General features: G+C 69.0%; 18 protein-coding genes. 6 read left to right on the top strand and 12 right to left on the bottom strand.

The window, feature by feature from the left end; all coding sequences use genetic code 11:
• Positions 1 to 58: 58 nt before the first annotated feature.
• The 5 genes from OG407_RS16335 to OG407_RS16315 all read right to left on the bottom strand — a co-directional run bounded on the left by OG407_RS16335 (position 59) and on the right by OG407_RS16315 (position 6,231).
• Complete coding sequence (locus tag OG407_RS16335; protein ID WP_405858730.1) at positions 59 to 472, bottom strand: peptidoglycan-binding protein; 414 nt, start codon at positions 470 to 472, stop codon at positions 59 to 61.
• A gap of 120 nt (positions 473 to 592) precedes the next feature.
• On the bottom strand, positions 593 to 2,629 hold the full coding sequence (locus tag OG407_RS16330; protein WP_405858728.1) for an NAD(+) synthase: 2,037 nt from the start codon (positions 2,627 to 2,629) through the stop codon (positions 593 to 595).
• 119 nt (positions 2,630 to 2,748) lie between these two features.
• A complete protein-coding gene (locus OG407_RS16325) occupies positions 2,749 to 4,668 on the bottom strand; it encodes a protease pro-enzyme activation domain-containing protein (protein ID WP_405858726.1) in 1,920 nt (639 codons plus the stop codon).
• Positions 4,669 to 4,933: 265 nt separating this feature from the next.
• Positions 4,934 to 5,563 (bottom strand): DUF305 domain-containing protein, encoded by a 630-nt coding sequence (locus tag OG407_RS16320; RefSeq protein ID WP_403602209.1) that lies wholly within the window; start codon positions 5,561 to 5,563, stop codon positions 4,934 to 4,936.
• Entirely contained in the window at positions 5,560 to 6,231 is a 672-nt protein-coding gene (locus tag OG407_RS16315) for a DUF3105 domain-containing protein (protein WP_405858724.1), read from the bottom strand. Before OG407_RS16315 ends, OG407_RS16320 begins: the two co-directional genes overlap by 4 nt.
• Positions 6,232 to 6,585: 354 nt before the next feature.
• Between OG407_RS16315 and glnA the strand changes: the two genes are divergently transcribed.
• Positions 6,586 to 7,947 (top strand): type I glutamate--ammonia ligase, encoded by a 1,362-nt coding sequence (gene glnA, locus OG407_RS16310; protein WP_327404576.1) that lies wholly within the window; start codon positions 6,586 to 6,588, stop codon positions 7,945 to 7,947.
• A 153-nt stretch (positions 7,948 to 8,100) separates the two neighbouring features.
• Here the strand turns inward: glnA and OG407_RS16305 are convergent, their stop codons facing one another.
• The 5 genes from OG407_RS16305 to OG407_RS16285 all read right to left on the bottom strand — a co-directional run bounded on the left by OG407_RS16305 (position 8,101) and on the right by OG407_RS16285 (position 12,497).
• Positions 8,101 to 9,120, bottom strand: a complete 1,020-nt coding sequence (locus tag OG407_RS16305) for a TolB family protein (protein ID WP_405858722.1) — start codon at positions 9,118 to 9,120, stop codon at positions 8,101 to 8,103.
• Positions 9,117 to 10,508, bottom strand: a complete 1,392-nt coding sequence (locus OG407_RS16300) for an MFS transporter (RefSeq protein WP_405858720.1) — start codon at positions 10,506 to 10,508, stop codon at positions 9,117 to 9,119. Before OG407_RS16300 ends, OG407_RS16305 begins: the two co-directional genes overlap by 4 nt.
• Before the next feature lies 1 nt (position 10,509).
• Entirely contained in the window at positions 10,510 to 11,385 is an 876-nt protein-coding gene (locus OG407_RS16295; protein ID WP_405858718.1) for an alkaline phosphatase family protein, read from the bottom strand.
• 134 nt (positions 11,386 to 11,519) lie between these two features.
• Positions 11,520 to 11,960 carry a VOC family protein gene (locus OG407_RS16290; protein ID WP_328683750.1) on the bottom strand — a complete coding sequence of 147 codons (441 nt, stop codon included), beginning with the start codon at positions 11,958 to 11,960 and terminating at the stop codon, positions 11,520 to 11,522.
• Positions 11,961 to 11,984: 24 nt separating this feature from the next.
• Entirely contained in the window at positions 11,985 to 12,497 is a 513-nt protein-coding gene (locus OG407_RS16285; RefSeq protein ID WP_405858716.1) for a pyridoxamine 5'-phosphate oxidase family protein, read from the bottom strand.
• A gap of 222 nt (positions 12,498 to 12,719) precedes the next feature.
• Between OG407_RS16285 and OG407_RS16280 the strand changes: the two genes are divergently transcribed.
• The gene (locus OG407_RS16280; RefSeq protein ID WP_405858714.1) at positions 12,720 to 15,719 is read left to right on the top strand and encodes a bifunctional [glutamine synthetase] adenylyltransferase/[glutamine synthetase]-adenylyl-L-tyrosine phosphorylase; all 3,000 of its coding nucleotides are present in this window, start codon (positions 12,720 to 12,722) and stop codon (positions 15,717 to 15,719) included.
• Between the two features lie 232 nt (positions 15,720 to 15,951).
• Here OG407_RS16280 and OG407_RS16275 read toward each other — a convergent pair whose 3' ends face one another.
• Entirely contained in the window at positions 15,952 to 16,812 is an 861-nt protein-coding gene (locus OG407_RS16275) for a phosphatase PAP2 family protein (RefSeq protein ID WP_405858713.1), read from the bottom strand.
• 153 nt (positions 16,813 to 16,965) lie between these two features.
• Positions 16,966 to 18,000, bottom strand: coding sequence for a LacI family DNA-binding transcriptional regulator (locus tag OG407_RS16270; RefSeq protein WP_318015932.1), 1,035 nt, complete (start codon positions 17,998 to 18,000; stop codon positions 16,966 to 16,968).
• Positions 18,001 to 18,362: 362 nt separating this feature from the next.
• Between OG407_RS16270 and OG407_RS16265 the strand changes: the two genes are divergently transcribed.
• The 4 genes from OG407_RS16265 (at position 18,363) to OG407_RS16250 (ending at position 23,556) form a co-directional block, all read left to right on the top strand.
• Positions 18,363 to 19,637: an extracellular solute-binding protein gene (locus OG407_RS16265; protein WP_405858711.1), complete on the top strand. Its 1,275-nt coding sequence runs from the start codon at positions 18,363 to 18,365 to the stop codon at positions 19,635 to 19,637.
• Between the two features lie 158 nt (positions 19,638 to 19,795).
• A complete protein-coding gene (locus OG407_RS16260; protein WP_327404588.1) occupies positions 19,796 to 20,800 on the top strand; it encodes a sugar ABC transporter permease in 1,005 nt (334 codons plus the stop codon).
• Between the two features lie 13 nt (positions 20,801 to 20,813).
• Positions 20,814 to 21,677, top strand: a complete 864-nt coding sequence (locus tag OG407_RS16255; protein WP_328683755.1) for an ABC transporter permease subunit — start codon at positions 20,814 to 20,816, stop codon at positions 21,675 to 21,677.
• Between the two features lie 196 nt (positions 21,678 to 21,873).
• Entirely contained in the window at positions 21,874 to 23,556 is a 1,683-nt protein-coding gene (locus OG407_RS16250; RefSeq protein ID WP_405858709.1) for a glycoside hydrolase family 13 protein, read from the top strand.
• Positions 23,557 to 23,663: the final 107 nt, after the last annotated feature.

Below are 23,663 nucleotides of genomic sequence, written 5' to 3'. Positions count from 1 at the left end.
CCCACCCTCCCGCCCGTCTCGATCGGTGTTGGGAGGGGCACCGGCCGCTCGGGGGGCGTCAGTTGAGGATGACGCCGTACGAAGGCACCTCGTGGGCGCAGCGCGTGGCCTTCGGGTAGTCGATCGACAGCGGGTACCGCTTGATGTGCTTGAGCGCGACCTCACCCGTGTTCTTGCCGAAGATCCCGTCGACCGCCAACTGGGTCGTGGCCCAGTGGTAGGTGGAGTACTTCTGGAGCTTCTCGACCCCCAGCTCGGTCTGCGGGCCGAACTCGCCGTCCACCAGGAGGTGCAGGTCGAGGTAGTTGTTCACGAAGAACTGCACACAGCGGACCGACCCGGGGTTGTTGGCATACCCGTAGCCGATGTCCGGGATTCCGGGGTCCGCGTGGGCCGTCGTCGTGCCGAGCCCCACGGTGAGGGCCGCGGCCAGGGTCACCGTGGCACGGCGGAGCAGGGGGGTGTGTCGCATCGGACCTCGTCACGAGTGAGGGTGGATGTCGCGGAACACCCTCACCCCGGTCCTCACCATGAACCAACCCCACACCGGTAAGCCGAGGACAAAACCTGCCGACCGTGCCCCGGAACAGCCCTAGTCGAACCGCTCCAGATCCCGCAGCCAGGCAGTCGCCGATCCATCCGAAGGCGCCCGCCAGTCCCCCCGAGGCGACAACGACCCCCCCGCCGAGACCTTCGGCCCATTGGGCATCGCCGACCGCTTGAACTGCGCGAACCCGAAGAAGCGGCGGCAGAACACCTCCAGCCACGACCGGATCTCCGGCAGGTCGTACGCCACCCGCTTCGCCTCGGGGAACCCCGGCGGCCAAGCCCCCGCCCCCACCTCGCGCCACGCGTGCCACGCGAGGAACGCGATCTTCGACGGGCGGAACCCGTACCGCAGCACGTGGAACAGCGTGAAGTCGTGCAGCGCGTACGGCCCGATCTTCGACTCCGTGGACTGCATCTCCTCGCCCGGTACCAGTTCCGGACTGATCTCCGTGTCGAGGATCGCGGTGAGGATCTTGCCGGTCTCCTCGTCGAACTGGTCGCTGCTGACGACCCAGCGGATGAGGTGCTGGATCAGGGTCTTCGGGACGCCGGAGTTGACGTTGTAGTGGCTCATCTGGTCGCCGACGCCGTACGTGGACCAGCCGAGCGCCAGCTCGGACAAGTCACCTGTGCCGAGCACGATGCCGTTGTGCTGGTTGGCGAGGCGGAACAGGTAGTCCGTGCGCAGGCCCGCCTGGACGTTCTCGAAGGTGACGTCGTACACCGGCTCGCCGGAGGCGAAGGGGTGGTCCATCTCCTTCAGCATCAGCCGTGCCGTCGGCGTGATGTCCAGCTCGGCCGCCGTGACGCCGATCGCCCGCATCAACGCGTGCGCGTTGTCCTTCGTGTGGTCGCTGGTCGCGAAACCGGGCAGCGTCCACGCGAGGATGTCGCTGCGCGGGCGCCCCGCGCGGTCCATCGCCCGCGCGGCGACGATCAGCGCGTGCGTCGAGTCGAGGCCGCCGGACACCCCGATGACCACCTTCGGGCCGCCGATCGCCGCGAGCCGCTGCTGAAGGCCCTCGACCTGGATGTTGTAGGCCTCGTAGCAGTCCTGCGCGAGGCGTTCCGCGTCGGCCGGCACGAACGGGAAGCGTTCCAGACGCCGGCGCAGTCCCAAGTCGGTGAGCGGCGGGGCGAGTTCGAAGGAGACCGTGCGGAAGTCGGCCGTCCTCGCCCGGTGCGTACGGCGGTTGTCGTCGAACGTGCCCATCCGCTGCCGTTCCTGCCGCAGCAGGTCCAGGTCGATGTCGGCCACCGCGTACTCGTCGCCCAGCGGGAAGCGTTCCGTCTCGGCCAGCAGTGCGCCGTTCTCGTAGATCATCGCCTGGCCGTCCCAGGACAGGTCGGTGGTCGACTCGCCGAGGCCGGCCGCGGCGTAGACGTACGCGGCGAGGCAGCGCGCGGACGCCGAGCGGCAGAGCAGTTTGCGGTCCTCCGCGCGGCCTACGGTGATCGGGCTGCCGGAGAGGTTGACGAGGACCGTCGCGCCCGCCAGCGCGGCCTCGGCACTCGGCGGCACCGGCACCCACATGTCCTCGCAGATCTCCGCGTGCAGCACGAGCGACGGTACGTCCTGCGCCGCGAACAGCAGATCCACCCCGAACGGCACGCTCTCGCCGCCCACTTGGATCGAACCGCCGCGCTCGTCCGCGCCGTCGGCGATCTGGCGGCGCTCGTAGAACTCGCGGTAGTTCGGGGGATACGACTTCGGTACGACACCCAGGACCCGGCCCCGGTGCACCAGCACCGCGCAGTTGTAGATCCGGTTGCGGTGCCGCAGCGGGGCGCCGACGACCAGCACCGGCAGCAGGTCCGCCGACCCCGTCACCACCTCCCGCAGCGCCTCCTCGACCTGGTCCAGGAGGACGTCCTGGAGGAGCAGGTCCTCGATGGAGTAGCCGCACAGGCCCAGCTCGGCGAAGACGGCGACGGCGACACCCTCCTCGTCGCACCGGCGGGCGTGGCGCAGGACGGCCTCGGCGTTGGCGTGCGGGTCCGCGATCACGGTGTGGCCCGTGCAGGCGGCGACGCGGGCGAAGCCGTGCTGATAGATCGACCAGAAGTTCAGTGGAGGCACGGGGTCCACTGTAATCGCCTGTAATCGTCAGGGCGACGCAATGGGGTGGCGCGAGGTGTGGTGCACCCCACGCCACCCCATTTACAGGTGACTACTCGCTACTTGTTGCCGCTACGGGGTCAGTGGTGACCCTGCGAGCGGCTGAACGACGAGACGTAGCCGTCCGCGGGCGTGCCCACGCCGGTGACGTCGTCGTAGCCCTTCACCGCGGACAGCGAGCTGTCCTTGCCGAGGCTGCGGACCGAGGTCAGCAGGCCTTCGGAGGCGTCGAACGCGTTCGCGAAGTCCACACGCGCCACCGCCAGGCCGGAGCCCGTCGGGTTGTCGGTCACGTCGTGGTAGGCCTTCGTGCCGTACTTGGAGTAGATCGACGGGTTGGCGAAACCGATCGCCTTGCCGCCGCGCGCCTCCTGGGCCAGGGCCTGGACCGCCGCGATCACCGGGGAGGCGAGCGAGGTGCCGCCGATCCGGTACTCGCTGTACTGCTCCGAACCGTCGGGGAAGGTCTGCGTCTGGCCGACCTTGAATCCGGTGTTCGGGTCGGCGATCGCCGAGATGTCCGGGACGACGCGGTTGCCGGTGGCGCTGTTGGCCTTGGCGAGCGCGTCCGGGACGACACCCTTCTGGTAGAAGGGCTCGGCCACCGTCTTGCTGGTGCCGCCGCCCGCGCCCGAGGTGAAGGCGCCGGGGAAGCTGGTCCAGCTCTTGCCGTCCGTGGACAGCGCGGCCTTCTCGGTGCCCCAGCCGGTCTCCCACAGGTACTTGTCGCCCTTGCCGACGGCCAGCGAGGTACCGCCGACCGCCGTCACCCACGCCGAGTTGGCCGGGGTGTCGACCTGCTTCGTACCGGTGTTGGCGACCTCGTCGCCGTTGTCACCGGAGGAGAAGTAGAAGCCGATGCCCTCGACCGCGCCCAGCTGGAACACCTGGTCGTAGGCGGCCGCGAGGTCCGGGGTCTGGTTGGCCTCGATGTCGCCCCACGAGTTGGAGACGATGTCGGCCAGGTGGTTGTCGACGACCTTGCTGAGCGAGTCGAGCAGGTCGTCGTCCATGCAGGAGGCGGAGCCCACGTACGTGACGTCGGCGGCCGGAGCCACCGCGTGCACGGCCTCGACGTCGAGGGTCTCCTCGCCGTACCAGCCCGAGGCGTCGCACTCGTCGGCGCCGGTGTTCGTGTACTGCGAGGGCAGGACCTGGTGCAGCTGGCTGGTCTTCCAGGACGCGTCGCCGTGGTTCTTCGCGTACTTGGCCGCGTCGAAGGCGATCGTCGGGGAGGCGTACGCGTCGGTGATCGCGACCCGCACCCCCTTGCCCGTGTACTTGCCCGCGCCGTAGGCGGCACGCAGCTGCTTGCCGGTGTAGCCCTCGACGGCGTACGGAATCTTCTTGCCGTACGCGCTGGGCAGCGTGGTCGCGGTCTTGGAGCCGTAGTACGAGGAGAACGGCCCCGCGTTCTTGAACACCGCGGTCGGACCCGGCAGCGCGTCGTCGTGGTTCGCCGTGTGCGGCGCGTTGTCCAGACCGGTGACGGTCAGGACGGCACCGTTGAGGCTGTCCGGCGCGGAGGCCGTCTTCGACGGGGCGCGGTAGGTCTTCGAGCCCTTCGAGTAGTTGTGCAGCGAGGTGCTGAACGCCTTCTCGACCGCGGCCACGTCACCGGAGACCGTGACGTAGTGCTGCGTGGTGCCGGTGACCTTCAGCCCGGCGGACTTCAGCCAGGACTTGACGGCGGTCACCTGGGCCGTCGTGGCGCCGAAGCGCTGCTGCACCTGAGCGGCGCTCAGGTACTTGCCGTACAGGGCCGAACTCGGGTCCGAGACGGACTTGGCGTACGCCGCGAGGCCGGAGGCGTTCCGGCCGGCGAAGTAGACCCGGGCGGAGACCTTGGAGCTGTCGGAGGTCGCTCCCTTGTCCGCCTTGGCCGTCGCCCACGCGGGCTTGGTGCCCGCGAGCGAGTCCCGGCCCGGGCTGTCCGCGGCGTGCGCCGCGGGTATGCCGAGCGCCAGCGCCCCGGCGATCATGGGCAGTGTCGCTGCCATGCTCACGCCGGCGCGCCTGGTGGCGCGATTGGATCTCATAAAACCCCCTGCTATGCGGTTCGACGCATGGAGTGGTTGGTCGTCGTCGATCCGTACGGAACCCGCGGCGGGAAGGCCCGTGGATGGATCACACGTGGGGCCACTCTTTCGATGAACCGTTCATGCCAGGGGAACGCGAAAGTCAAGAGAAGCCCAAGGAACCGTCACCCAGGGCGAATTGGGGGCTTTTTTCCTTACGGGCATGTAACGAACGACCAGGGATGCTTTACGAACGCGCTTTTGCGCCACGTTCCTTGAGCATGTCGGCCATCAACTGGATCTCCGACTGCTGCGCGGCGACCATCCCCTGCGCCAGCCGCTTCTCCACCCCCACCCGGCACTTCTCCACACACCCCTCGGCCATGTGGATACCGCCCTTGTGGTGGTCCGTCATGAGCTGCAGGAAGAGCACCTCGGCGGGCTTGCCGCTCAGCGTGTTCAGCTTCTTCAGCTCGGTGTTGGTCGCCATCCCCGGCATCAGCGCGCCGTCCTTGCCGGACGCCATGTCACCCATGCCCATCCAGGTCATCGGCGGGTCGGCCGACACCTTCGGAAGGTTCCACAGGTCCAACCAGCCCAGCAGCATGCCCCGTTGATTGGCCTGCGTCTGCGCGATGTCGTATGCAAGGCGCCGCACTTCCACGTTCTTCGTCCGGTCCCGCACGATGTACGACATCTCGACGGCCTGCTGGTGATGGACCGCCATGTCCCGCGCGAAGCCCGCGTCCGCCGAACCGGCCGTAGGAGCAGGGGAGTTGGTCGATGAGCTGCCGTCCTCGGCGACCGCGTACGTGATCGCGCCGGCCGCGACGAGCGCCGTCGCCGCGGCCCCCGCGATCAGAGCCGCGGACCTCACTGCGACAGCCCGCCCGTGCACGCGGCGCCCGGCTCCGGCGTCTGGCTGCCCTGCACGAACTTCTCGAAGAACGTGTTCACGGCCGGGTCGCTCGCGCTCTTCACGGTCCGCTGGTGCCCCCACGCCGACAGCATGATCGGGTCCTTCTGGCTGTCGTACGGGCTCATCAGCGAGTACGGAGTCGACTTCACCTTGGTCGCGAGCGCCTTGATGTCGGCCGCCGAGGCCTTCTTGCTGTACGTCACCCAGACCGCGCCGTGCTCCAGCGCGTGCACCGCGTTCTCGTCCTTGACGGCCTTGGTGTAGACGTCGCCGTTGCAGTTCAGCCAGACCGGGTTGTGGTTGCCGCCGACCGGCGGGTGCATCGGGTACTTCACCGTGCCCGTGACGTGGGTGCGGCCCAGCGTGCCCTTCCACGTGTTCACACCGTCCGCGCCCGCCACGAAGTGCCCCGAAGCGGAGTTCTTCGAGTCGCTCGCGGAACTGCCCTTCTTGCCGGACTGCGCGTGCACGACCGCGACACCGCCGACGACGAGACCGGCGACGACCACCGCGCTCGCCGCGATCTTCACGATCCGGCTGCGTCGCTCGCGGGACTGCTCGGCGCGCCGCATCTCCTCGATGCGGGCCTTGCGCGCCGCGGTACCGGTGTTCTTGGCGGAACCCATGAGGTATGTGTCCTTTTTGGGGGAAGGGACGGGGAAGGTGCGGGAAGGTCGGGCCCTGCTGATCGTAGTGGGCAGAAACACGTTCTCGTAGGGCCCCCGCAGCAAAGTCAGGGGAACACCAGGGTCACCCCCGGACCAGGCATTACGAATGTCAGTCCGAGCAGGCAAGATGGTCGGAAGAGGGGCAACAGCGCAGGACACCCGCCGTACGCGAGCCGTTCAGCCCGAGGTCGGCCTGCCGATCAAGGTCGGCAACGCGCACGAAATGGTGTTGTGGTGGGATGCTCAGGTGCCCGACCGCCTCCTGCGGTACGAGGACAGGCGGCCTGACCAGCAAGGATGGGGAAGCGGAAGATGGACAAGCAGCAGGAGTTCGTGCTCCGGACGTTGGAGGAGCGCGACATCCGGTTCGTACGGCTGTGGTTCACGGACGTGCTGGGCTTCCTCAAGTCCGTCGCCGTGGCCCCCGCCGAGCTGGAACAGGCCTTCGACGAGGGCATCGGCTTCGACGGCTCCGCGATCGAGGGCTTCGCCCGGGTCTACGAGTCCGACATGATCGCCAAGCCGGACCCCTCCACCTTCCAGGTCCTGCCGTGGCGCGCGGAGGCCCCCGGCACGGCCCGCATGTTCTGCGACATCCTCATGCCGGACGGCTCCCCGTCCTTCGCGGACCCGCGCTACGTCCTGAAGCGCGCCCTCGCCAAGACCTCCGACCTGGGCTTCACCTTCTACACCCACCCGGAGATCGAGTTCTTCCTCCTGAAGGACCGCCCCCTGGACGGCTCCCGCCCCACCCCCGCCGACAACTCCGGCTACTTCGACCACACCCCGCAGAACGTGGGCATGGACTTCCGCCGCCAGGCGATCACCATGCTGGAGTCGATGGGCATCTCGGTCGAGTTCTCCCACCACGAGGGAGCCCCGGGCCAGCAGGAAATCGATCTCCGCTACGCCGACGCCCTCTCGACGGCGGACAACATCATGACGTTCCGCCTGGTCATGAAGCAGGTGGCACTGGAGCAGGGCGTGCAGGCGACGTTCATGCCGAAGCCGTTCTCCGAACACCCGGGCAGCGGAATGCACACACACCTCTCCCTCTTCGAGGGAGACCGGAACGCGTTCTACGAGTCCGGCTCCGAGTACCAGCTCTCCAAGGTCGGCCGCTCCTTCATCGCGGGCCTGCTGAAGCACGCGGGCGAGATCTCCGCCATCACCAACCAGTGGGTCAACTCCTACAAGCGCATCTGGGGCGGCTCCGAGCGCACGGCCGGCGCCGGCGGCGAGGCCCCCTCGTACATCTGCTGGGGCCACAACAACCGCAGCGCCCTGGTCCGCGTCCCGATGTACAAGCCCGGCAAGACCGGCTCCGCGCGCGTGGAGGTCCGCTCCCTGGACTCGGGCGCGAACCCGTACCTGGCCTACGCCCTCCTCCTCGCCTCCGGCCTCAAGGGCATCGAAGAGGGCTACGAACTCCCCCCGGGCGCCGAGGATGACGTCTGGGCCCTCTCCGACGCGGAACGCCGCGCGATGGGCATCGAGCCGCTCCCGCAGAACCTGGGCGAGGCCCTGACCCTGATGGAGCGCAGCGACCTCGTCGCCGAGACCCTGGGCGAGCACGTCTTCGACTTCTTCCTGCGCAACAAGAAGGCGGAGTGGGAGGAGTACCGCAGCGAGGTCACGGCGTTCGAGCTGCGGAAGAACCTGCCGGTGCTGTAGGGGCGGGTCAGAGCGGATTTTCTGCTGTTTCGACGGGTGGGGCTGACGGTCACAGACGGTCGGTCCCACCGCGTTTGGTGAGCCCTGGGCCGACCTGCGCCTGGGGCACAGTTCACCCGCCCGTCGCAACGCCGTCGCGCAACTTGTCGGGCGCTACTTCAGGAAAGCCGGAGACACCGCCGCGCTGCTGATCCGTCGGGAGCTTCCCGTGCCGTCCGCCGGGACCTCGTAGAGATCCGCTCCGTAGTCGCCGGGCATGGCGTAGACGATCGTGTGGTCGTCGCGCCACACCGCCTGGTCGTCGACGCTTCTCGGCTCCGCCAGCGAAGTCTCGTGCATCGTGCGGAGGTTGAGGACGTACAGGTGCCAAGGGGCGTCCTTCGGGAGGCCCTTGACGCGTTTCTTGAAGGCGATACGGGTGCCGTCGGGGGACAGGGACGGGCATTCCACGTTCGTGTGCAGCGTCGTCACCGTACGGGCCTTCAGATCCCCCTTGACCAGGTACGTGCCGCCCTTCGTCGCCAGCGTCGCGTAGAACGCGCGGTCGTCCGACGCGAAGGTCACGCCCCAGAAGTTGACGTCGGCGGAGTGGTAGACGTGGCCGTCCTTGATGATCCGGAACGACTCCAACGTCGGGATCAGCTTCCCCGTCCTCGTGTCCACGATCGCCGCCCGCGTCGAGAAGTTCGTGCCCGCGTACGAGTCGCCGCCCACGAACGCCGTCCACGCGGCGAAGTGGCCCGTGGGGGAGACGCGCGCACGGGAGGGGATGCCGGGGACGTCGTAACGGGCCGTCTCCTTGAGGTGGGCGTCCAGGATCAGCGCGCGGTACGTGTCCGTGACCGTGCCGTGGACCGCCTGGAGGCAGACCCCGGTGCCCGAAGCGGCGTAGAAGCGGAGGCACTTGAGGCCGGACGCGGTGCGGGGGCCGGAGGGGTCGGATGCCGGGACCGTGGTGAGTTCGTCCCGGTGGGGGCCCCAGGCCATGTTGCGGAACATCATGGTGCCGGGGGCTGTGAGCGTGATCCGGCCCGCGGTGATCTTCGGGCCGCCGGGCTGGGTCTCGTTCCGTCGCTCGGCGCGGGCCGACGCGTGCAGGACCGAGGCCACCGCCACTACGGCGAGTGCGGCTACGGCGGCGACGAGGATCAGGATGCGGTTGCGCAGGGTCATGGGGCAGGCTCCAGAACTGATCGGCCCGGGCGGAGAATTGACGCGAACGCCGCGCAGACCGCCAGCGCCACCGCCGACGCCATGAGCGCCGTACGGTCGCCCCACAGCGTCCACGCCGCACCGAAGCCCAGCGAGCACACGAACCGCGCCGCCGCCTGGCCCGTCTGCACCAACGCGAGCCCCGACGACCGCAGTTCCTCCGGCACGCTGTCCGAGGCCGCCGCCATCAGCACGCCGTCGGTCGCCGCGTAGAAGGCGCCGTGCAGGAGGAGGACGGCGTAGGGGAGGGCCGTGCCGTGCCAGGAGGTCAGCAGGATGGCGTACGCCGTGAGGAGGGCGCCGTGGCCGCCGAGGAACACCCGCCAGCGGCCGACACGGTCCGCGAGCCGGCCCAGGGGCACGGCGAGGAGCAGGAACGCCGCCGCCGTGCCGAGCGGGAGCAGCGCGAACCAGCGGTCGGGGACACCGAGCCGCCGTTGCAGGAGGAGATACACGAAGGAGTCGCTGACCGTCGCGAGGCCGAGGAGGAGCGCGCAGACGGTGATGCGGCGGAGGTCGCGGCCGGCGAGGAGGGCGAAGGCTGCGCGGAGGGTGGGGCGTACGGCCTTCTCACCTACGGCTGTCTCACCTACCGCTATCTCACCTACGGCTGTCTCACCTACAGCCTTTTCCCCTACGACTCTTTCCCCTACGCCCCTCTTCCGTGCGGCTATCTCCGTGCGGGGCGCGGCAGTTGGCGACGACCCCGGCACGAACAGCACCAGCACCAGGACGCCGACCACCGCCACGCAGAAGCTCACCGTGAACACCGCGTCGTAGCCGTCCACCGTCGCCCGGAGGATCAGGAACGCCACCAGCGGGCCGAGCAGCGCGCCCGCCGTGTCCATCGCGCGGTGTACCCCGAAGGCACGACCCCGGTTCTGCGGGGTGGAGGAGAGGGAGATCAACGCGTCGCGCGGTGCCGTGCGCAGGCCCTTGCCCGTGCGGTCGGCGGCGAGGACCAGGCCGATGGGGGTGAGGGTGTGGGCCAGCAGGAGGAGCGGTTTGCAGGCCGCCGAGACCCCGTAGCCGATGCCCGCCACCCATTTGTGCCGGCCGCCGCCCCGGTCGGCGAGGTGGCCGCCGGCCAGCCGGACGAGTGCCGAGAAGCCGTTGTAGATGCCGTCCAGGAGACCGAAGCCCAGCGGGGACAGGCCGAGGCCCGTCACCAGGTACAGGGGGAGGACCGCAGTCACCATCTCGGACGACACGTCGGTGATCAGGCTGACCGCGCCGAGCGCGAAGACCGTGGGGGCGACTACGGCGGACACCCGCGCGGTACTACGGGCCATACCCGTAGTACTCCCGGCACTTGGGTCGGCGTTGGCGCGGCTGTCCGCCACGTACATCTCAGGACGCCCAGATGCCGGTGATGTCGGCGGCCGAGGCCGCGTTGCCCGCGTGGGTGGTCAGGCCCTGGGAGTCCTCCAGGGTCCGCAGCAGGTTGTAGTGGTTGTACGTGGTCGAGGACGTCGAACCCGCCTTCACCGGCTGGCCGTAGAAGACCGTGGGGATGCGGTTGCCGCTGAGCAGGTTGTCCTCGTCGAAGGTGACGACGAGCAGGCTGTTGTGGGTCTTGGCCCAAGTGGCGTACGCGCCGAGGTTGTTCTTCACCCAGGTGTCACCGGTCGCCACCGAGCAGTCGTGCATGTCGCTGCACAGGTTGGGGGTGACGAAGGAGATGTCGGGGAGGGTCGTGTAGTCCGTCGGGAACTGCGTGAACGTCTTCGCCGTGGACGTCGCGACGTTGGAGAAGCCGAACCAAGGGTTGTGCTTGCGCGCGTAGTTGCCGCTGCTGCACGTCGTCGAACCCTGGCTCGGCAGCGTCTCGTTGTAGCTCGCCCACGTGCCGCCCGCGGCGGTCACCTCGGAGGCGAGGTTCGCGGCCGAGGAGAAGCCCGCCGTGTAGCAGCTGTCGCTGGTGATCCCCTGGGCGGAGCCGGAGAACAGCGCGAAGTAGTTCGGCTGGCTCGGGTGGGTGATCCCGTACGACTGGGTGAGGGCGGCGCCGCCGGTCGCGAGCGAGTTGATGTAGGGGGCACTGGAGGAGCCGATGACCTGGCTGTAGGCGTGGTTCTCCATCATCACCACGACGACGTGGTCCGGGGTCGGCACCCCGGTCGCGGCGTGCGCGGTCGAGATGCCTCCGAACCCGGTCCAGACCCCGACGGCGGCTGCCGAGAAGGCGAGCACGGACGCCACGGCGGCGCGGCTGCGGCGGTACACGGAACTAGCGGAACTGCCGGACACATCTACCTCCGGGTGGGGGGAGGACGGGGGTGACGGTGCGAACCGAGCATGCACACGCCAAGATGCCCGCACTCCACCGCTCCCAACCCGGCGGATGAAGAAGTGGTGAACTACTCCTGCAGCGCCGCCAGTTGGGCCAGCACCTGGTGCAGCGGCTCGGCGGCCCGCTTCCGGTACTCCTGGATCGCCCAGCCGTTGCCGTCCGGGTCCTTGAAGTACATGAACGTCGCCCCGTCCTGCGGCGCGAACTGCACCGGCTCGCTCACCTCAAGTCCGCGCGCGGTCAGCTCGTCGTAGGCCGCCTTCGCGTCCTGCACGCACAGCTGCATGCCGTGGTACGTCCCCGGCTGCGGGGATCCGGTCGGGATCCGCAACCCGTCGACCAGCGCGATCGAACAGCCCGAGCCCGGCGGCGTCAGCTGCACGATCCGTACGCCCTCCATCACCTCGCCGTCGAGATCCACGTGGAAGCCGACCTTGTCCCGGTAGAACTCCTTGGCCCGGTCCACGTCCGAGACGGGCAGCACGATCACTTCGAGGGTCATGTCCATGGCTTGACTCCTTTGTCAGGCGCGTCACTCGAACCGCCACCGCGTCTGGCTGAACGGCTCCCCCTTACCGAAGCCGAAAACCGTACGCGGCGCCACAGCGAAGACGTACGCGTATCCGGAACCGTGATGAAACGCCCCGTCCCGCACCTCGAAGCGCCAGAAGCTGCCGTACTTGGCCTCCCACGCGGCGGCCAGCTCCCGCAGCCGGCCCTCGTCCACGATCCGCGCCGCCGCACCCTCGACGACCAGGTCGTACCCCTCGTCCCAGGTGCTCGTGCCGGTCGTCAGCACGACGTGCGGGTTGCCGTCGAGGTTGCGCGCCTTGCGCTCCTCGGGCCCGGTGCAGAAGTGCAGCGCGCCGTCCGCCCACACCGCGGGCAGGGGCGTCACATGCGGCCGCCCGTCCGGCCGTACCGTCGAGATCCAGAACTGCTCGGCCGCCGCGAGCTGAGCCTCGGCCGCGGACCAGTCGGTCGCGGTGGCCGCCGGGTCGCTGTAGCGGGGGTCGAGACGGGTGATCGGTTTCTTGTCGGTCATCGGCTACCCCTAGTCCCTGAGCCGTAGATCATCGGCTTCTCCCTGTGTCGGTCCGTCCGTGTCGGTCCGTCCCTGGTCCTACGGGGCAGACCCCGTACCCCTCCGGAACTCATCGCCGCACGCCCCGGCGCCACCGCCCGCACCTGCGGTTAGGCTCGGGACGTTACGACCTAGATCCGTACGACCTTGATCCGAACGACCCAGATCCGAGGGAGGCCGAGGATGACGGCGCCGGGGCGCAGGAGCAGCACGTTCACGCGACTGCTGCGGCACGGCTTCACCGATCCCTCGGCCGCCGAGCGGCTCCTGGAGAGCGCGGAGCTGGCGCCGATAAGGAACGACCCGGTCCTGCTGGAGGCCCTGGGCGCCACCGCCGACCCCGACCTGGCCCTTCAGGGTCTCGTACGGCTCCTGGAGGCGCAGCCCGAGGACACGCCCCGCCGCGAGCTGCTGGACACCCTGATCGCGGCGAAGCCCTTGCGCGACCGGCTGCTCGGCGTCCTCGGTGCCTCCGCCGCCCTGGGGGACCACCTCGCCCGGCATCCGCGTGACTGGCACGCCCTCGTGATGTACGAGCCCCGAGACCTCCACCCCGGGGTGGAGGAGTTCGAGCGCGGCCTTGCCGAGGCCACCGACCCGGTCGCCCTGCGCGTCGCGTACCGCCGCTGCCTGCTGTCCATCGCCGCCCGTGACGTGTGCGGCACCACCGACCTCGTGCAGACCGCCGCCGAACTCGCCGACCTCGCGACCGCGACCCTGCGCGCAGCCCTCGCCATCGCCGGTGCCGCCGCGCCCGACGACGCCGCGCTGTGCCGGCTCGCGGTGATCGCGATGGGCAAGTGCGGTGGCCACGAGCTGAATTACATCTCCGACGTCGACGTCATCTTCGTCGGCGAGGCCGTCGAGGGCGCCGACGAGGGCAAGGCGGTCCGCGCGGCCACCAAGCTCGCCGCGCACATGATGCGGATCTGCTCCGAGACCACCGTCGAGGGGTCCATCTGGCCCGTCGACGCGAATCTGCGTCCCGAGGGCCGCAACGGTCCGCTGGTCCGCACCCTCGCCAGCCACCTCGCCTACTACCAACGCTGGGCCAAGACATGGGAGTTCCAGGCCCTGCTCAAGGCCCGCCCGGTGGCCGGCGACCTCGCGCTCGGCGCGGAGTACGTCGACGCGCTCGAACCCCTCGTGTGGAAGGCCGCCGAGCGCGAGAACTTCGTCACCGACGTGCAGAAGATGCGCCGCCGTGTCGTCGAGAACATCCCCGCCGCCGAGATCGACCGCGAACTGAAGCTCGCCCCCGGCGGCCTCCGGGACGTCGAATTCGCCGTCCAGCTCCTGCAGTTGGTGCACGGCCGCGCCGACACCTCGCTGCGCAGCGGCACCACGCTCGTCGCCCTTGAGGCGCTCGCCGCCGGCGGCTACGTCGGCCGCGAGGACGCCGCCCGCCTCGACGACGCCTACCGCTTCCTGCGCACGATGGAACACCGCATCCAGCTCTACCGGCTGCGCCGCACCCACCTCGTCCCCGTCGAGGAGGCCGACCAGCGCCGCCTCGGCCGCTCGATGGGCCTGCGCACCGACCCCGTCGCCGAGTTGAACCGCGAGTGGAAGCGGCACGCCACCGTCGTGCGCCGCCTCCACGAGAAGCTCTTCTACCGCCCGCTGCTCGACGCGGTCGCCCAACTCGCGCCCGGCGAGACCAGGTTGAGCCCGCAGGCGGCCCGCGAACGGCTGGTCGCCCTCGGCTACAGCGATCCGGCGGCGGCCCTCCGCCATATCGAGGCCCTCGCCTCCGGCGTCACCCGCAAGGCCGCCATCCAACGCACCCTGCTGCCCGTCCTGTTGGGCTGGTTCGCGGACTCCGCCGACCCGGACGCGGGCCTCCTCAACTTCCGCAAGGTGTCCGACGCGCTCGGTAAAACCCCTTGGTACCTACGGCTGTTGAGGGACGAGGGCGCCGCCGCCGAGAACCTCGCCCGCGTCCTCTCGGCCGGCCGCCTCGCCCCCGACCTTCTCATGCGCGCCCCCGAAGCGGTCGCCCTCCTCGGCGACGGCGACGGCGGCAGCGGCCTCGAACCCCGCGAACGCGCCCACCTGGACCAGGAGATACTGGCCGCGGTCGGCCGCGCCGACGACGCCGTCCAGGCCGTCACCTTCGCCCGGGGCGTCCGCCGCCGCGAACTCTTCCGTACGGCCGCCTTCGACATCGTCGGCTCCTACGGCACCGAGACCCAGCCCGTCGAGGCCGACCAGGGCGCCCTCGTCGACCGGGTCGGCGGCGCGGTCTCCGACCTCACCGCGGCCACTCTCGCTGGCACGCTGCGCGCGGTGGTCCGCGCGGGCTGGGGCGACACCCTCCCCACCCGCTTCGCCGTCATCGGCATGGGCCGCTTCGGCGGCCACGAACTGGGCTACGGCTCCGACGCGGACGTCCTGTTCGTGCACGAGCCCCGCGAGGGCGTGCCCGAGCGCGAGGCCTCCGAGGCGGCCAACAAGGTCGTCTCCGAGATGCGGCGGCTGCTTCAGGTCGCCAGTTCGGATCCGCCGCTGCTGATCGACGCGGATCTCCGGCCGGAGGGCAAGTCGGGTCCGCTCGTACGGTCGTTGAACTCCTACGAGGCGTACTACCGCCGGTGGTCGCTGGTTTGGGAGTCGCAGGCGTTGTTGCGGGCCGAACCTGTTGCCGGGGACGGGGAGTTGGGGCAGCGGTTCATCGAGCTGATCGATCCTCTGCGGTACCCGGCGGAGGGGCTGGGTGATGACGCCGTACGGGAGATTCGGCGGCTGAAGGCCCGGATGGAGTCCGAGCGGTTGCCCCGCGGGGCTGACCCGACCCTGCATACCAAGTTGGGGCGTGGGGGGCTGTCCGACGTCGAGTGGACCGTGCAGCTCATGCAGTTGCGGCACGGGTGGGCCGAGCCGGGGTTGCGTACGACGCGTACTCGGGCGGGGCTTGCCGCGGCCTGTGCTGCCGAGCTGATTTCCGTCGAGGACGCTTCGATACTGGACGAGGCTTGGGTGTTGGCTACCCGGGTGCGCAACGCGGTGATGTTGGTGCGGGGGCGGGCGGGAGACACGTTTCCGTCCGACCCGCGTGAACTGGCTGCCGTGGGGCGGTACTTGGGGTATGGGCCGGGGCATGTGGGCGACATGCTGGATGACTATCGGCGTACTACTCGGCGGGCACGTGGTGTGGTGGACGTGTTGTTCTACGGGGCCTAGCTGGGTTGTCTTTCGGCTGACCGCCGGTGGGCGCTGGTCGCGCCCGCGCGGCGGAGCCACACATTGATACAGCCCCGCGCTCCTAAAGACGCGGGGCGTGGCAGCGCCTCAAAGGGGCGCGGGGAACTGCGCGACCAGCCACGACGGCGCGGCAGCCGAACGACGGCATTGCGGCCCCGTGTCCCTGCGGCGGAGCCGCATATCCACGCAGCCCACCCAGCCAGCGCAGCGCTCACGCCTTCGTCGGCAGCCACGTCCCGCTCGCCCCCCGTACCGCCACCGTCCTCGGCAGGGCGTACGGGAACGCGCCGTACCAGAGGCGGGAGACCGTGAAGCCGAAGGTCAGGCAGAGCATGCCGCCCACCGCGTCGAGCCAGAAGTGGTTGGCCGTGGAGACGATGACCATGAGGGTCACCGCCGGGTAGAGGAGGCCCAGGATGCGGACCCAGGGGAGTTTCGCCAGGGTGAAGATCGTCAGGCCGCACCACAGGGACCAGCCGATGTGCATGGACGGCATCGCGGCGTACTGGTTCGACACGTGCTTCAGGTCGCCCGACGCCATCGAACCCCAGGTCTGGTGGACCATGACCGTGTCGACGAAGTGGCCGCCGTTCATGAGCCGGGGCGGGGCCAGCGGGAAGAAGTAGTAGCCGACCAGGGCCACGGCCGTCGTCGCGAAGAGGACGAGGCGCGTCGCCGCGTACCGGCCCGGATGGCTGCGGAACAGCCACACCAGGACACCCAGCGTCACCACGAAGTGCAGTGTGGCGTAGTAGTAGTTCATCCCGACGATCAGCCAAGTCACCGAATTCGCGGCATGGTTGACCGACTGCTCGACGGCGATGCCGAGATGGTGCTCCACACGCCAGATCCAGTCGGCGTTCCGCAGCGCCTCGGTCTTCTGCTCCGGGACCGCGTTGCGGATCTGTGAGTACGTCCAGTAGCTCACCGCGATCAGCAGGATCTCGAACCAGAGCCGGGGCCGGCGCGGAGTCCGCAACCGGCGCAGAAAACCCTGCCCCGCGGCGTCCGCGACGGGGCTCGGAACGGCTTCTTCACGGCCTTCCAATGTCGTCACGGTGGTCTCACCCATAGACACAAAGTCTGCCAGAAAAGGCTTCCGCGACCGATCATCCCTTGGTCGGGTCCGGCTCGCATGTTCTACGACGAGAAGAGTCCCCGTACTACTACCAGCGCACTGGACGCAGCCGCGTTTCCTCCCCCTTAGGGACGATTCAGGGATGATTCAGGGACGGTTCCGGTCCCCGGGGGCCGAAGCCGTGGACCCGCGCACCACCAGTTCCGGCATGAACACGAACTCGCTGTGCGGGGCAGGCGTCCCGCCGATCTCCTCCAGCAGCGTCCGCACCGCCGCCTGTCCCATCGCCGGAACCGGCTTGCGGATCGTCGTCAGCGGTGGATCGGTGAACGCGATCAGGGGGGAGTCGTCGAAACCGACCACCGAGACGTCCTTCGGCACATCGAGACCCCGCTGCCGGGCCGCCCGGATCGCACCGAGCGCCATCATGTCGCTCGCGCACACCACCGCCGTACAGTCCCGGTCGATCAGCGCGGCGGCCGCGGCCTGCCCGCCCTCCAGCGTGTACAGCGAGTGCTGCACGAGCCGGGTCTCCACATCCTCGGCGGTCAGGGCCAGTTGGTCCTGCATCGTGCGGACGAAGCCCTCGATCTTGCGTTGTACGGGTACGAACCGCTTCGGGCCCAGCGCCAGTCCGATGCGGGTGTGGCCGAGCGAGACGAGGTGGGTGACGGCGAGGGTCATCGCCGCGCGGTCGTCGGGGGAGATGAACGGCGCCTGCACCTTCGGCGAGAACCCGTCCACGAGCACGAACGGCACGCCCTGCGCCCGGAGTTGCTCGTAGCGCTGCATGTCGGCGGAGGTGTCCGCGTGCAGCCCGGAGACGAAGATGATGCCCGCGACCCCGCGGTCGACGAGCATCTCGGTCAGCTCGTCCTCCGTGGAACCGCCCGGGGTCTGGGTGGCGAGCACCGGGGTGTAGCCCTGCCGGGTCAGCGCCTGGCCGATGACCTGGGCCAGGGCGGGGAATATCGGGTTCTCCAACTCCGGCGTTATCAGGCCCACGAGGCCCTCGCTGCGCTGCCGCAGCCGTACCGGACGTTCGTAGCCGAGCACGTCGAGCGCGGCGAGGACGGACTGGCGGGTGGTGGCGGCGACGCCAGGCTTGCCGTTGAGGACGCGGCTGACGGTCGCTTCGCTCACCCCCGCCTGGGCGGCGATGTCGGCAAGCCGTGTGGTCACGGGAGTGGACTGTACCGGCCGTCGGCGCGCTGCGGGTTGCTGCGTCATCGCGATCCCTCGTGTTCTGGTCGGCTGCTGGTCGACGTACGGCATGCGGCAAGAGCTTGCAGAGTCTTGCACAAGTGTCCCCTTGCCCGCTCAGCCGCACCAGTGCTGGGTTTCGCGGGGGTCGAGGAGAGGTCACGGACGGGTAACTCTCGGGCCGTCTTGCAGTTTTTTGCAGCAAGGACTTTCGCCGCGCTTGCATCGCTGTTACGTTCGGCGACGCCCGGCGGACGCAACGGCGCAGTCGGCAAGTCGACAGGGCGGCGGACGGGACCTCCGCCCTGCACCTCACGGGCTTTCACCCTCAAGGAGAACTCATGCGGCGTGGCATAGCGGCCACCGCGCTGGTGGCGTCCATCGCCCTCGCGGCGACGGCCTGCGGCGGCAGTGACAGTGGCAGCGGCAAGTCCGACGGGCCGGTCACCATCACCTGGTGGGACACCTCGAACGCCACCAATGAGGCACCCACGTACAAGGCCCTGGTCGCCAAGTTCGAGGCGGCCAACAAGAACGTCAAGGTCAAGTACGTCAACGTGCCCTTCGACCAGGCGCAGAACAAGTTCGACACCGCCGCCGGCTCCAAGGGCGCCCCGGACGTGCTGCGTTCGGAGGTCGGCTGGACCCCCGCCTTCGCGAAGAAGGGCTACTTCCTGCCGCTCGACGGCACCGAAGCCCTCGCGGACCAGGCGAAGTTCAAGTCGAACCTGATCACGCAGGCCCAGTACGACGGCAAGACGTACGGCGTGCCGCTGGTCACCGACACCCTCGCGCTCGTCTACAACAAGGCCCTCTTCAAGCAGGCCGGCATCACCCAGGCACCCACCACCTGGGACGAGTTGAAGACCGACGCGGCGACGATCAAGGCCAAGGCCAAGGTCGACGGCTACTGGGGCTCCACCCAGGCCTACTACGCGCAGACCTTCCTCTACGGCGAGGGCACCGACACCGTCGACACCTCCGCCAAGAAGATCACCGTGGACTCCGCCGCCGCGAAGAAGGCCTACGGCACCTGGCTGGGCCTCTTCTCCGGCACCGGCCTGCACAAGGCCGACACCACCGCGGACGCCTACGCCCACATCCAGGACGCGTTCGTCAACGGCAAGGTCGCCGCGATCATCCAGGGCCCGTGGGAGATCACCAACTTCTACAAGGGCTCGGCCTTCAAGGACAAGTCCAACCTCGGCATCGCCACGATCCCGGCCGGCTCCACCGGCAAGTCCGGTGCCCCGACCGGCGGTCACAACCTCTCGGTCTACGCCGGCTCGGACTCCGCGCACCAGAAGGCGGCCCTGAAGTTCGTCAACTTCATGACCTCCGCCGCCTCCCAGTCGACGATCGCGCTGAAGAACTCGACGCTGCCGACCCGCGACGACGCGTACACCGCCGCCGTGAAGTCCGACCCGGGGATCGCCGGCTTCCAGAGCGTCCTCGGCGCCGCCCAGCCGCGCCCGGCGCTCGCCGAATACAGCTCCCTCTGGGGCCCGTTGGACACCGAACTGCCCAAGGTCGCCGGTGGCAAGGAGTCCCTCGACAAGGGCCTGAGCAACGCCGAGCTGGCGATCGCCAAGCTGGTCCCGGACTTCAGCAAGTAGCCCCGCATGGCCGTCGGATCCGCCGGATCAGGAACTGGGGGGACGGATCCGACGGCCATCGGCCTGCGCCGCCGTAGTCCGCGAACTCGCCGTAGTCCGCGAACTCGCCGTACCCGCTTGAACTTCCAGAAGGTCTTCCAGAAGGTGTCGAACGAACCATGACAGTCGCCATCGACCGCGCGACCGGCAAGCGCCACGGTGACCGCGCACCCCGGCCCGGCCCCGGCAGCCGCCTCAAGTACGCCTACCAGAAGCACTGGTACGCGTACGCGATGATCATCCCCGTGGTCGTCGTGCTCGGCGTCCTCGTGCTCTACCCCCTGGTGTACGGCCTCTACTTGACGCTCACGGACGCCGACAGCCTCAACACCGCGCGCACGATCGGCGTCAACCACATCGACGCCACCTACAAGTTCATCGGGCTCGACAACTACAAGGACATCCTGTTCGGCCCGACGTCGTACGACCGCTTCTGGTCGCACTTCATCTGGACGATCGTCTGGACCGGGCTCTGCGTAGCCCTCCACTACACGGTCGGCCTCTCCCTGGCGCTCCTGCTCAACCAGAAGCTGCGCGCCCGCACCCTGTACCGGCTGATCCTGATCCTGCCGTGGGCCGTCCCCACCTTCGTCACGGTCTTCGGCTGGCGCTTCATGCTCGCCGACGGCGGCATCATCAACTCCGCGCTGCACAGCCTGCATCTGCCCCAACCCGACTGGCTGGAGAGCACGTTCTGGCAGCGGTTCGCCGCGATCATGGTCAACACCTGGTGCGGTGTGCCGTTCATGATGGTCTCGCTGCTCGGCGGCCTCCAGTCCATCGACGCCTCGCTCTACGAGGCCGCCGAGATGGACGGCGCGAGCCCCTGGCAGCGCTTCCGCTACGTCACTCTCCCGGGCCTGAGGTCGGTCAGTTCCACCGTCGTCCTGCTCGGTGTGATCTGGACCTTCAACCAATTCGCCGTGATCTTCCTGCTGTTCGGCAACACCGCGCCCGACGCCCAGATCCTGGTCACCTGGTCGTACTTCCTCGGCTTCGGCCAACAGCCGCGCGAATTCGCCCAGTCGGCCGCCTACGGCATCCTGCTGCTGGCCATCCTGATCGTCTTCACCTCCTTCTACCGCCGCTGGCTGAACCGCAATGACCAACAGCTCGCGATCTGAGGCAGGAGTCCCCATGAGCACCACGACACCCGAACGGACCCGCCGCCGGGGCGAGTTGAGCCGCGCCGGCGCCCTCGGCTCGCACGGCGTCCTGATCGTCGCGAGCCTGATCGCGCTCTTCCCGATCGCCTGGCTGGTCTTCCTCTCTCTCGGCCCGGACTCGGACGACTATCTCCACCCGGCCGGCATCTGGAAGAAGATGACGTTCGACAACTACTCGTTCGTCCTCCAGCACACCGGGTTCTTCGACTGGTTGAAGAGCTCGCTGATCGTCTCGCTCGGCACCACGGTCATCGGCGTCACCATCGCCGCGAGCACCGGCTACGCGGTGTCGCGCATGCGCTTCCCCGGCTACCGGAAGTTCATGTGGGTGCTGCTGGTCACCCAGATGTTCCCGATAGCGGTACTCATCGTGCCGATGTACCAGATTCTGGCCGATCTGCAGCTCATCGACAGCTACCTTGGTCTCATCCTCGTCTACTGCTCGACCGCCGTGCCCTACTGCGCCTGGCTGCTCAAGGGCTACTTCGACACGATCCCGTTCGAGATCGACGAGGCCGGACGCGTCGACGGGCTGAACCCCTTCGGCACGTTCCTGCGACTGATCCTGCCGCTCGCCAAGCCGGGCCTGGCGGTCGCCGCGTTCTACAGCTTCCTCACGGCCTTCGGCGAGGTCGCGTTCGCCTCGACGTTCATGCTGTCCGACACGAAGTACACGTTCGCGGTCGGGTTGCAGACGTTCGTGAGCGAGCACGACGCGCAGCGGAACCTGATGGCCGCGACGGCGGTGTTGATCGCGATACCGGTTGCCGCGTTCTTCTATCTCGTGCAGAAGAACCTGGTCACCGGGCTTACCGCGGGTGGCACGAAGGGCTAGAAAATCCGGTTTCGTTGTTGTCTGCGGGTGCGTGGGGGCTGGTCGCGCAGTTCCCCGCGCCCTTTTTTGGGGGGCGCTGCCCCCCAAGCCCCCCTGATACCCGGGGCGGCCGTGACGTCCATCCGACCCCGCTGACTTCACGGCCGCCCCGTCACAACTCCCCCTGACCAAACCCCAGTTACGCACCAAGGACGCCATGACCCAGCAGCACTCGGCCATCGCCCCGGCACCGAAAAACCCCGCTCAGGCCAAGCGCCGCGACTGGTGGCGGGACGCGGTGATCTACCAGGTCTACCCCCGCAGCTTCGCCGACAGCAACGGTGACGGCATGGGCGACCTGGAGGGCGTCCGCGCCCGGCTTCCGTATCTGCGGGATCTCGGGATCGACGCCGTGTGGCTCAGCCCGTTCTACGCCTCCCCGCAGGCGGACGCAGGCTACGACGTCGCCGACTACCGTGCCGTGGACCCGATGTTCGGGAACCTGCTCGACGCCGACGCGCTGATCCGGGACGCCCACGGGCTCGGCCTGCGCATCATCGTCGACCTCGTCCCGAACCACTCCTCGGACCAACACGAGTGGTTCAAGAGGGCGTTGAGGGAGGGCCCCGGTTCACCGCTGCGGGAGCGCTACCACTTCCGCCCCGGCAAGGGCGAGCACGGCGAACTCCCGCCCAACGACTGGGAGTCCATCTTCGGCGGCCCCGCCTGGACCCGGGTCACCGAACCGGACGGCTCGGCGGGGGAGTGGTACCTGCACCTCTTCGCGCCGGAGCAGCCCGACTTCAACTGGGAACACCCGGCGGTGGGCGACGAGTTCCGCTCGATCCTCCGCTTCTGGCTGGACATCGGGGTCGACGGCTTCCGCATCGACGTGGCCCACGGGCTGGTGAAGGCGGAGGGTCTGCCCGACCTCGGCTCGCACGAACAACTCAAGCTGCTGGGCAACGATGTCATGCCGTTCTTCGACCAGGACGGCGTGCACGACGTCTACCGCCAGTGGCGCACGGTCCTCGACGAGTACGCGGACGAGCGCATCTTCGTAGCCGAGGCATGGACGCCGACCGTCGAGCGCACGGCCAACTACGTCCGCCCGGACGAACTCCACCAGGCGTTCAACTTCCAGTACCTGTCGACGGATTGGGACGCCGGGGAACTCCGTACGGTCATCGACCGCACCCTGGAGGCCATGCGCCCGGTAGGCGCCCCCGCCACCTGGGTCCTCTCCAACCACGACGTCACCCGGCACGCCACCCGCTTCGCCAACCCGCCCGGCCTCGGCACCCAGATCCGCCTGGCGGGGGACAGGGAGCTGGGCCTGCGCAGGGCCCGTGCCGCGACCCTGCTGATGCTGGCGCTGCCCGGATCGGCGTACATCTACCAGGGCGAGGAACTCGGCCTCCCGGACGTCGTCGACCTCTCGGACGAAGTCCGCCAGGACCCCGCGTACTTCAGGGGCGCGGGCCAGGACGGCTTCCGGGACGGGTGCCGGGTGCCGATCCCGTGGACGCGTGACGGATCGTCATACGGCTTCGGCAGCGGGGGGAGTTGGCTGCCGCAGCCGGACGGCTGGGGCGAGTTGAGCATCGAGGCGCAGACCGGGACGCCCGGTTCGACGCTGGAGCTGTACCGGGCCGCGCTCGCCGCCCGCCGCACCCAGCCGGACCTCGGCGCGGGTGACTCGGTGGAGTGGCTGCGGGCGCCCGAGGGCGTACTCGCCTTCCGGCGTGGGGAGTTCGTGTGTGTCGCGAACACGAGCGGGGAGTCGGTGACGACCAAGGCGTACGGTCGTCTCCTGCTCGCCAGCGGCGAGGTGACCGAGACGGCCGGCGAGGCGAAGCTGCCCGCCGACACGACGGCGTGGTGGACCACCAACTCGTAAGTTCTCGCAGGAACTTCACACGGCCCGCTGCCCTTTTGGGTGGCGGGCCTTTAACATCTGGCCACCGCAAGATTTCCATGGTGTTTCAGCAAGAACTGTCAAGAACC

Source organism: Streptomyces sp. NBC_01515 (assembly GCF_045040345.1).
Lineage (GTDB): Bacteria > Actinomycetota > Actinomycetes > Streptomycetales > Streptomycetaceae > Streptomyces.
This window is presented reverse-complemented; position numbering and strand designations above follow the sequence as displayed.

Coding starts and splice junctions, on each gene's coding strand:
- OG407_RS16335 (WP_405858730.1), bottom strand. CDS start 472: ATGCGACACACCCCCCTGCTCCGCCGTGCCACGGTGACCCTGGCCGCG.
- OG407_RS16325 (WP_405858726.1), bottom strand. CDS start 4,668: ATGGCAGCGACACTGCCCATGATCGCCGGGGCGCTGGCGCTCGGCATA.
- OG407_RS16315 (WP_405858724.1), bottom strand. CDS start 6,231: ATGGGTTCCGCCAAGAACACCGGTACCGCGGCGCGCAAGGCCCGCATC.
- glnA (WP_327404576.1), top strand. CDS start 6,586: ATGGACAAGCAGCAGGAGTTCGTGCTCCGGACGTTGGAGGAGCGCGAC.
- OG407_RS16305 (WP_405858722.1), bottom strand. CDS start 9,120: ATGACCCTGCGCAACCGCATCCTGATCCTCGTCGCCGCCGTAGCCGCA.
- OG407_RS16300 (WP_405858720.1), bottom strand. CDS start 10,508: ATGTACGTGGCGGACAGCCGCGCCAACGCCGACCCAAGTGCCGGGAGT.
- OG407_RS16290 (WP_328683750.1), bottom strand. CDS start 11,960: ATGGACATGACCCTCGAAGTGATCGTGCTGCCCGTCTCGGACGTGGAC.
- OG407_RS16285 (WP_405858716.1), bottom strand. CDS start 12,497: ATGACCGACAAGAAACCGATCACCCGTCTCGACCCCCGCTACAGCGAC.
- OG407_RS16280 (WP_405858714.1), top strand. CDS start 12,720: ATGACGGCGCCGGGGCGCAGGAGCAGCACGTTCACGCGACTGCTGCGG.
- OG407_RS16275 (WP_405858713.1), bottom strand. CDS start 16,812: ATGGGTGAGACCACCGTGACGACATTGGAAGGCCGTGAAGAAGCCGTT.
- OG407_RS16265 (WP_405858711.1), top strand. CDS start 18,363: ATGCGGCGTGGCATAGCGGCCACCGCGCTGGTGGCGTCCATCGCCCTC.
- OG407_RS16260 (WP_327404588.1), top strand. CDS start 19,796: ATGACAGTCGCCATCGACCGCGCGACCGGCAAGCGCCACGGTGACCGC.
- OG407_RS16255 (WP_328683755.1), top strand. CDS start 20,814: ATGAGCACCACGACACCCGAACGGACCCGCCGCCGGGGCGAGTTGAGC.
- OG407_RS16250 (WP_405858709.1), top strand. CDS start 21,874: ATGACCCAGCAGCACTCGGCCATCGCCCCGGCACCGAAAAACCCCGCT.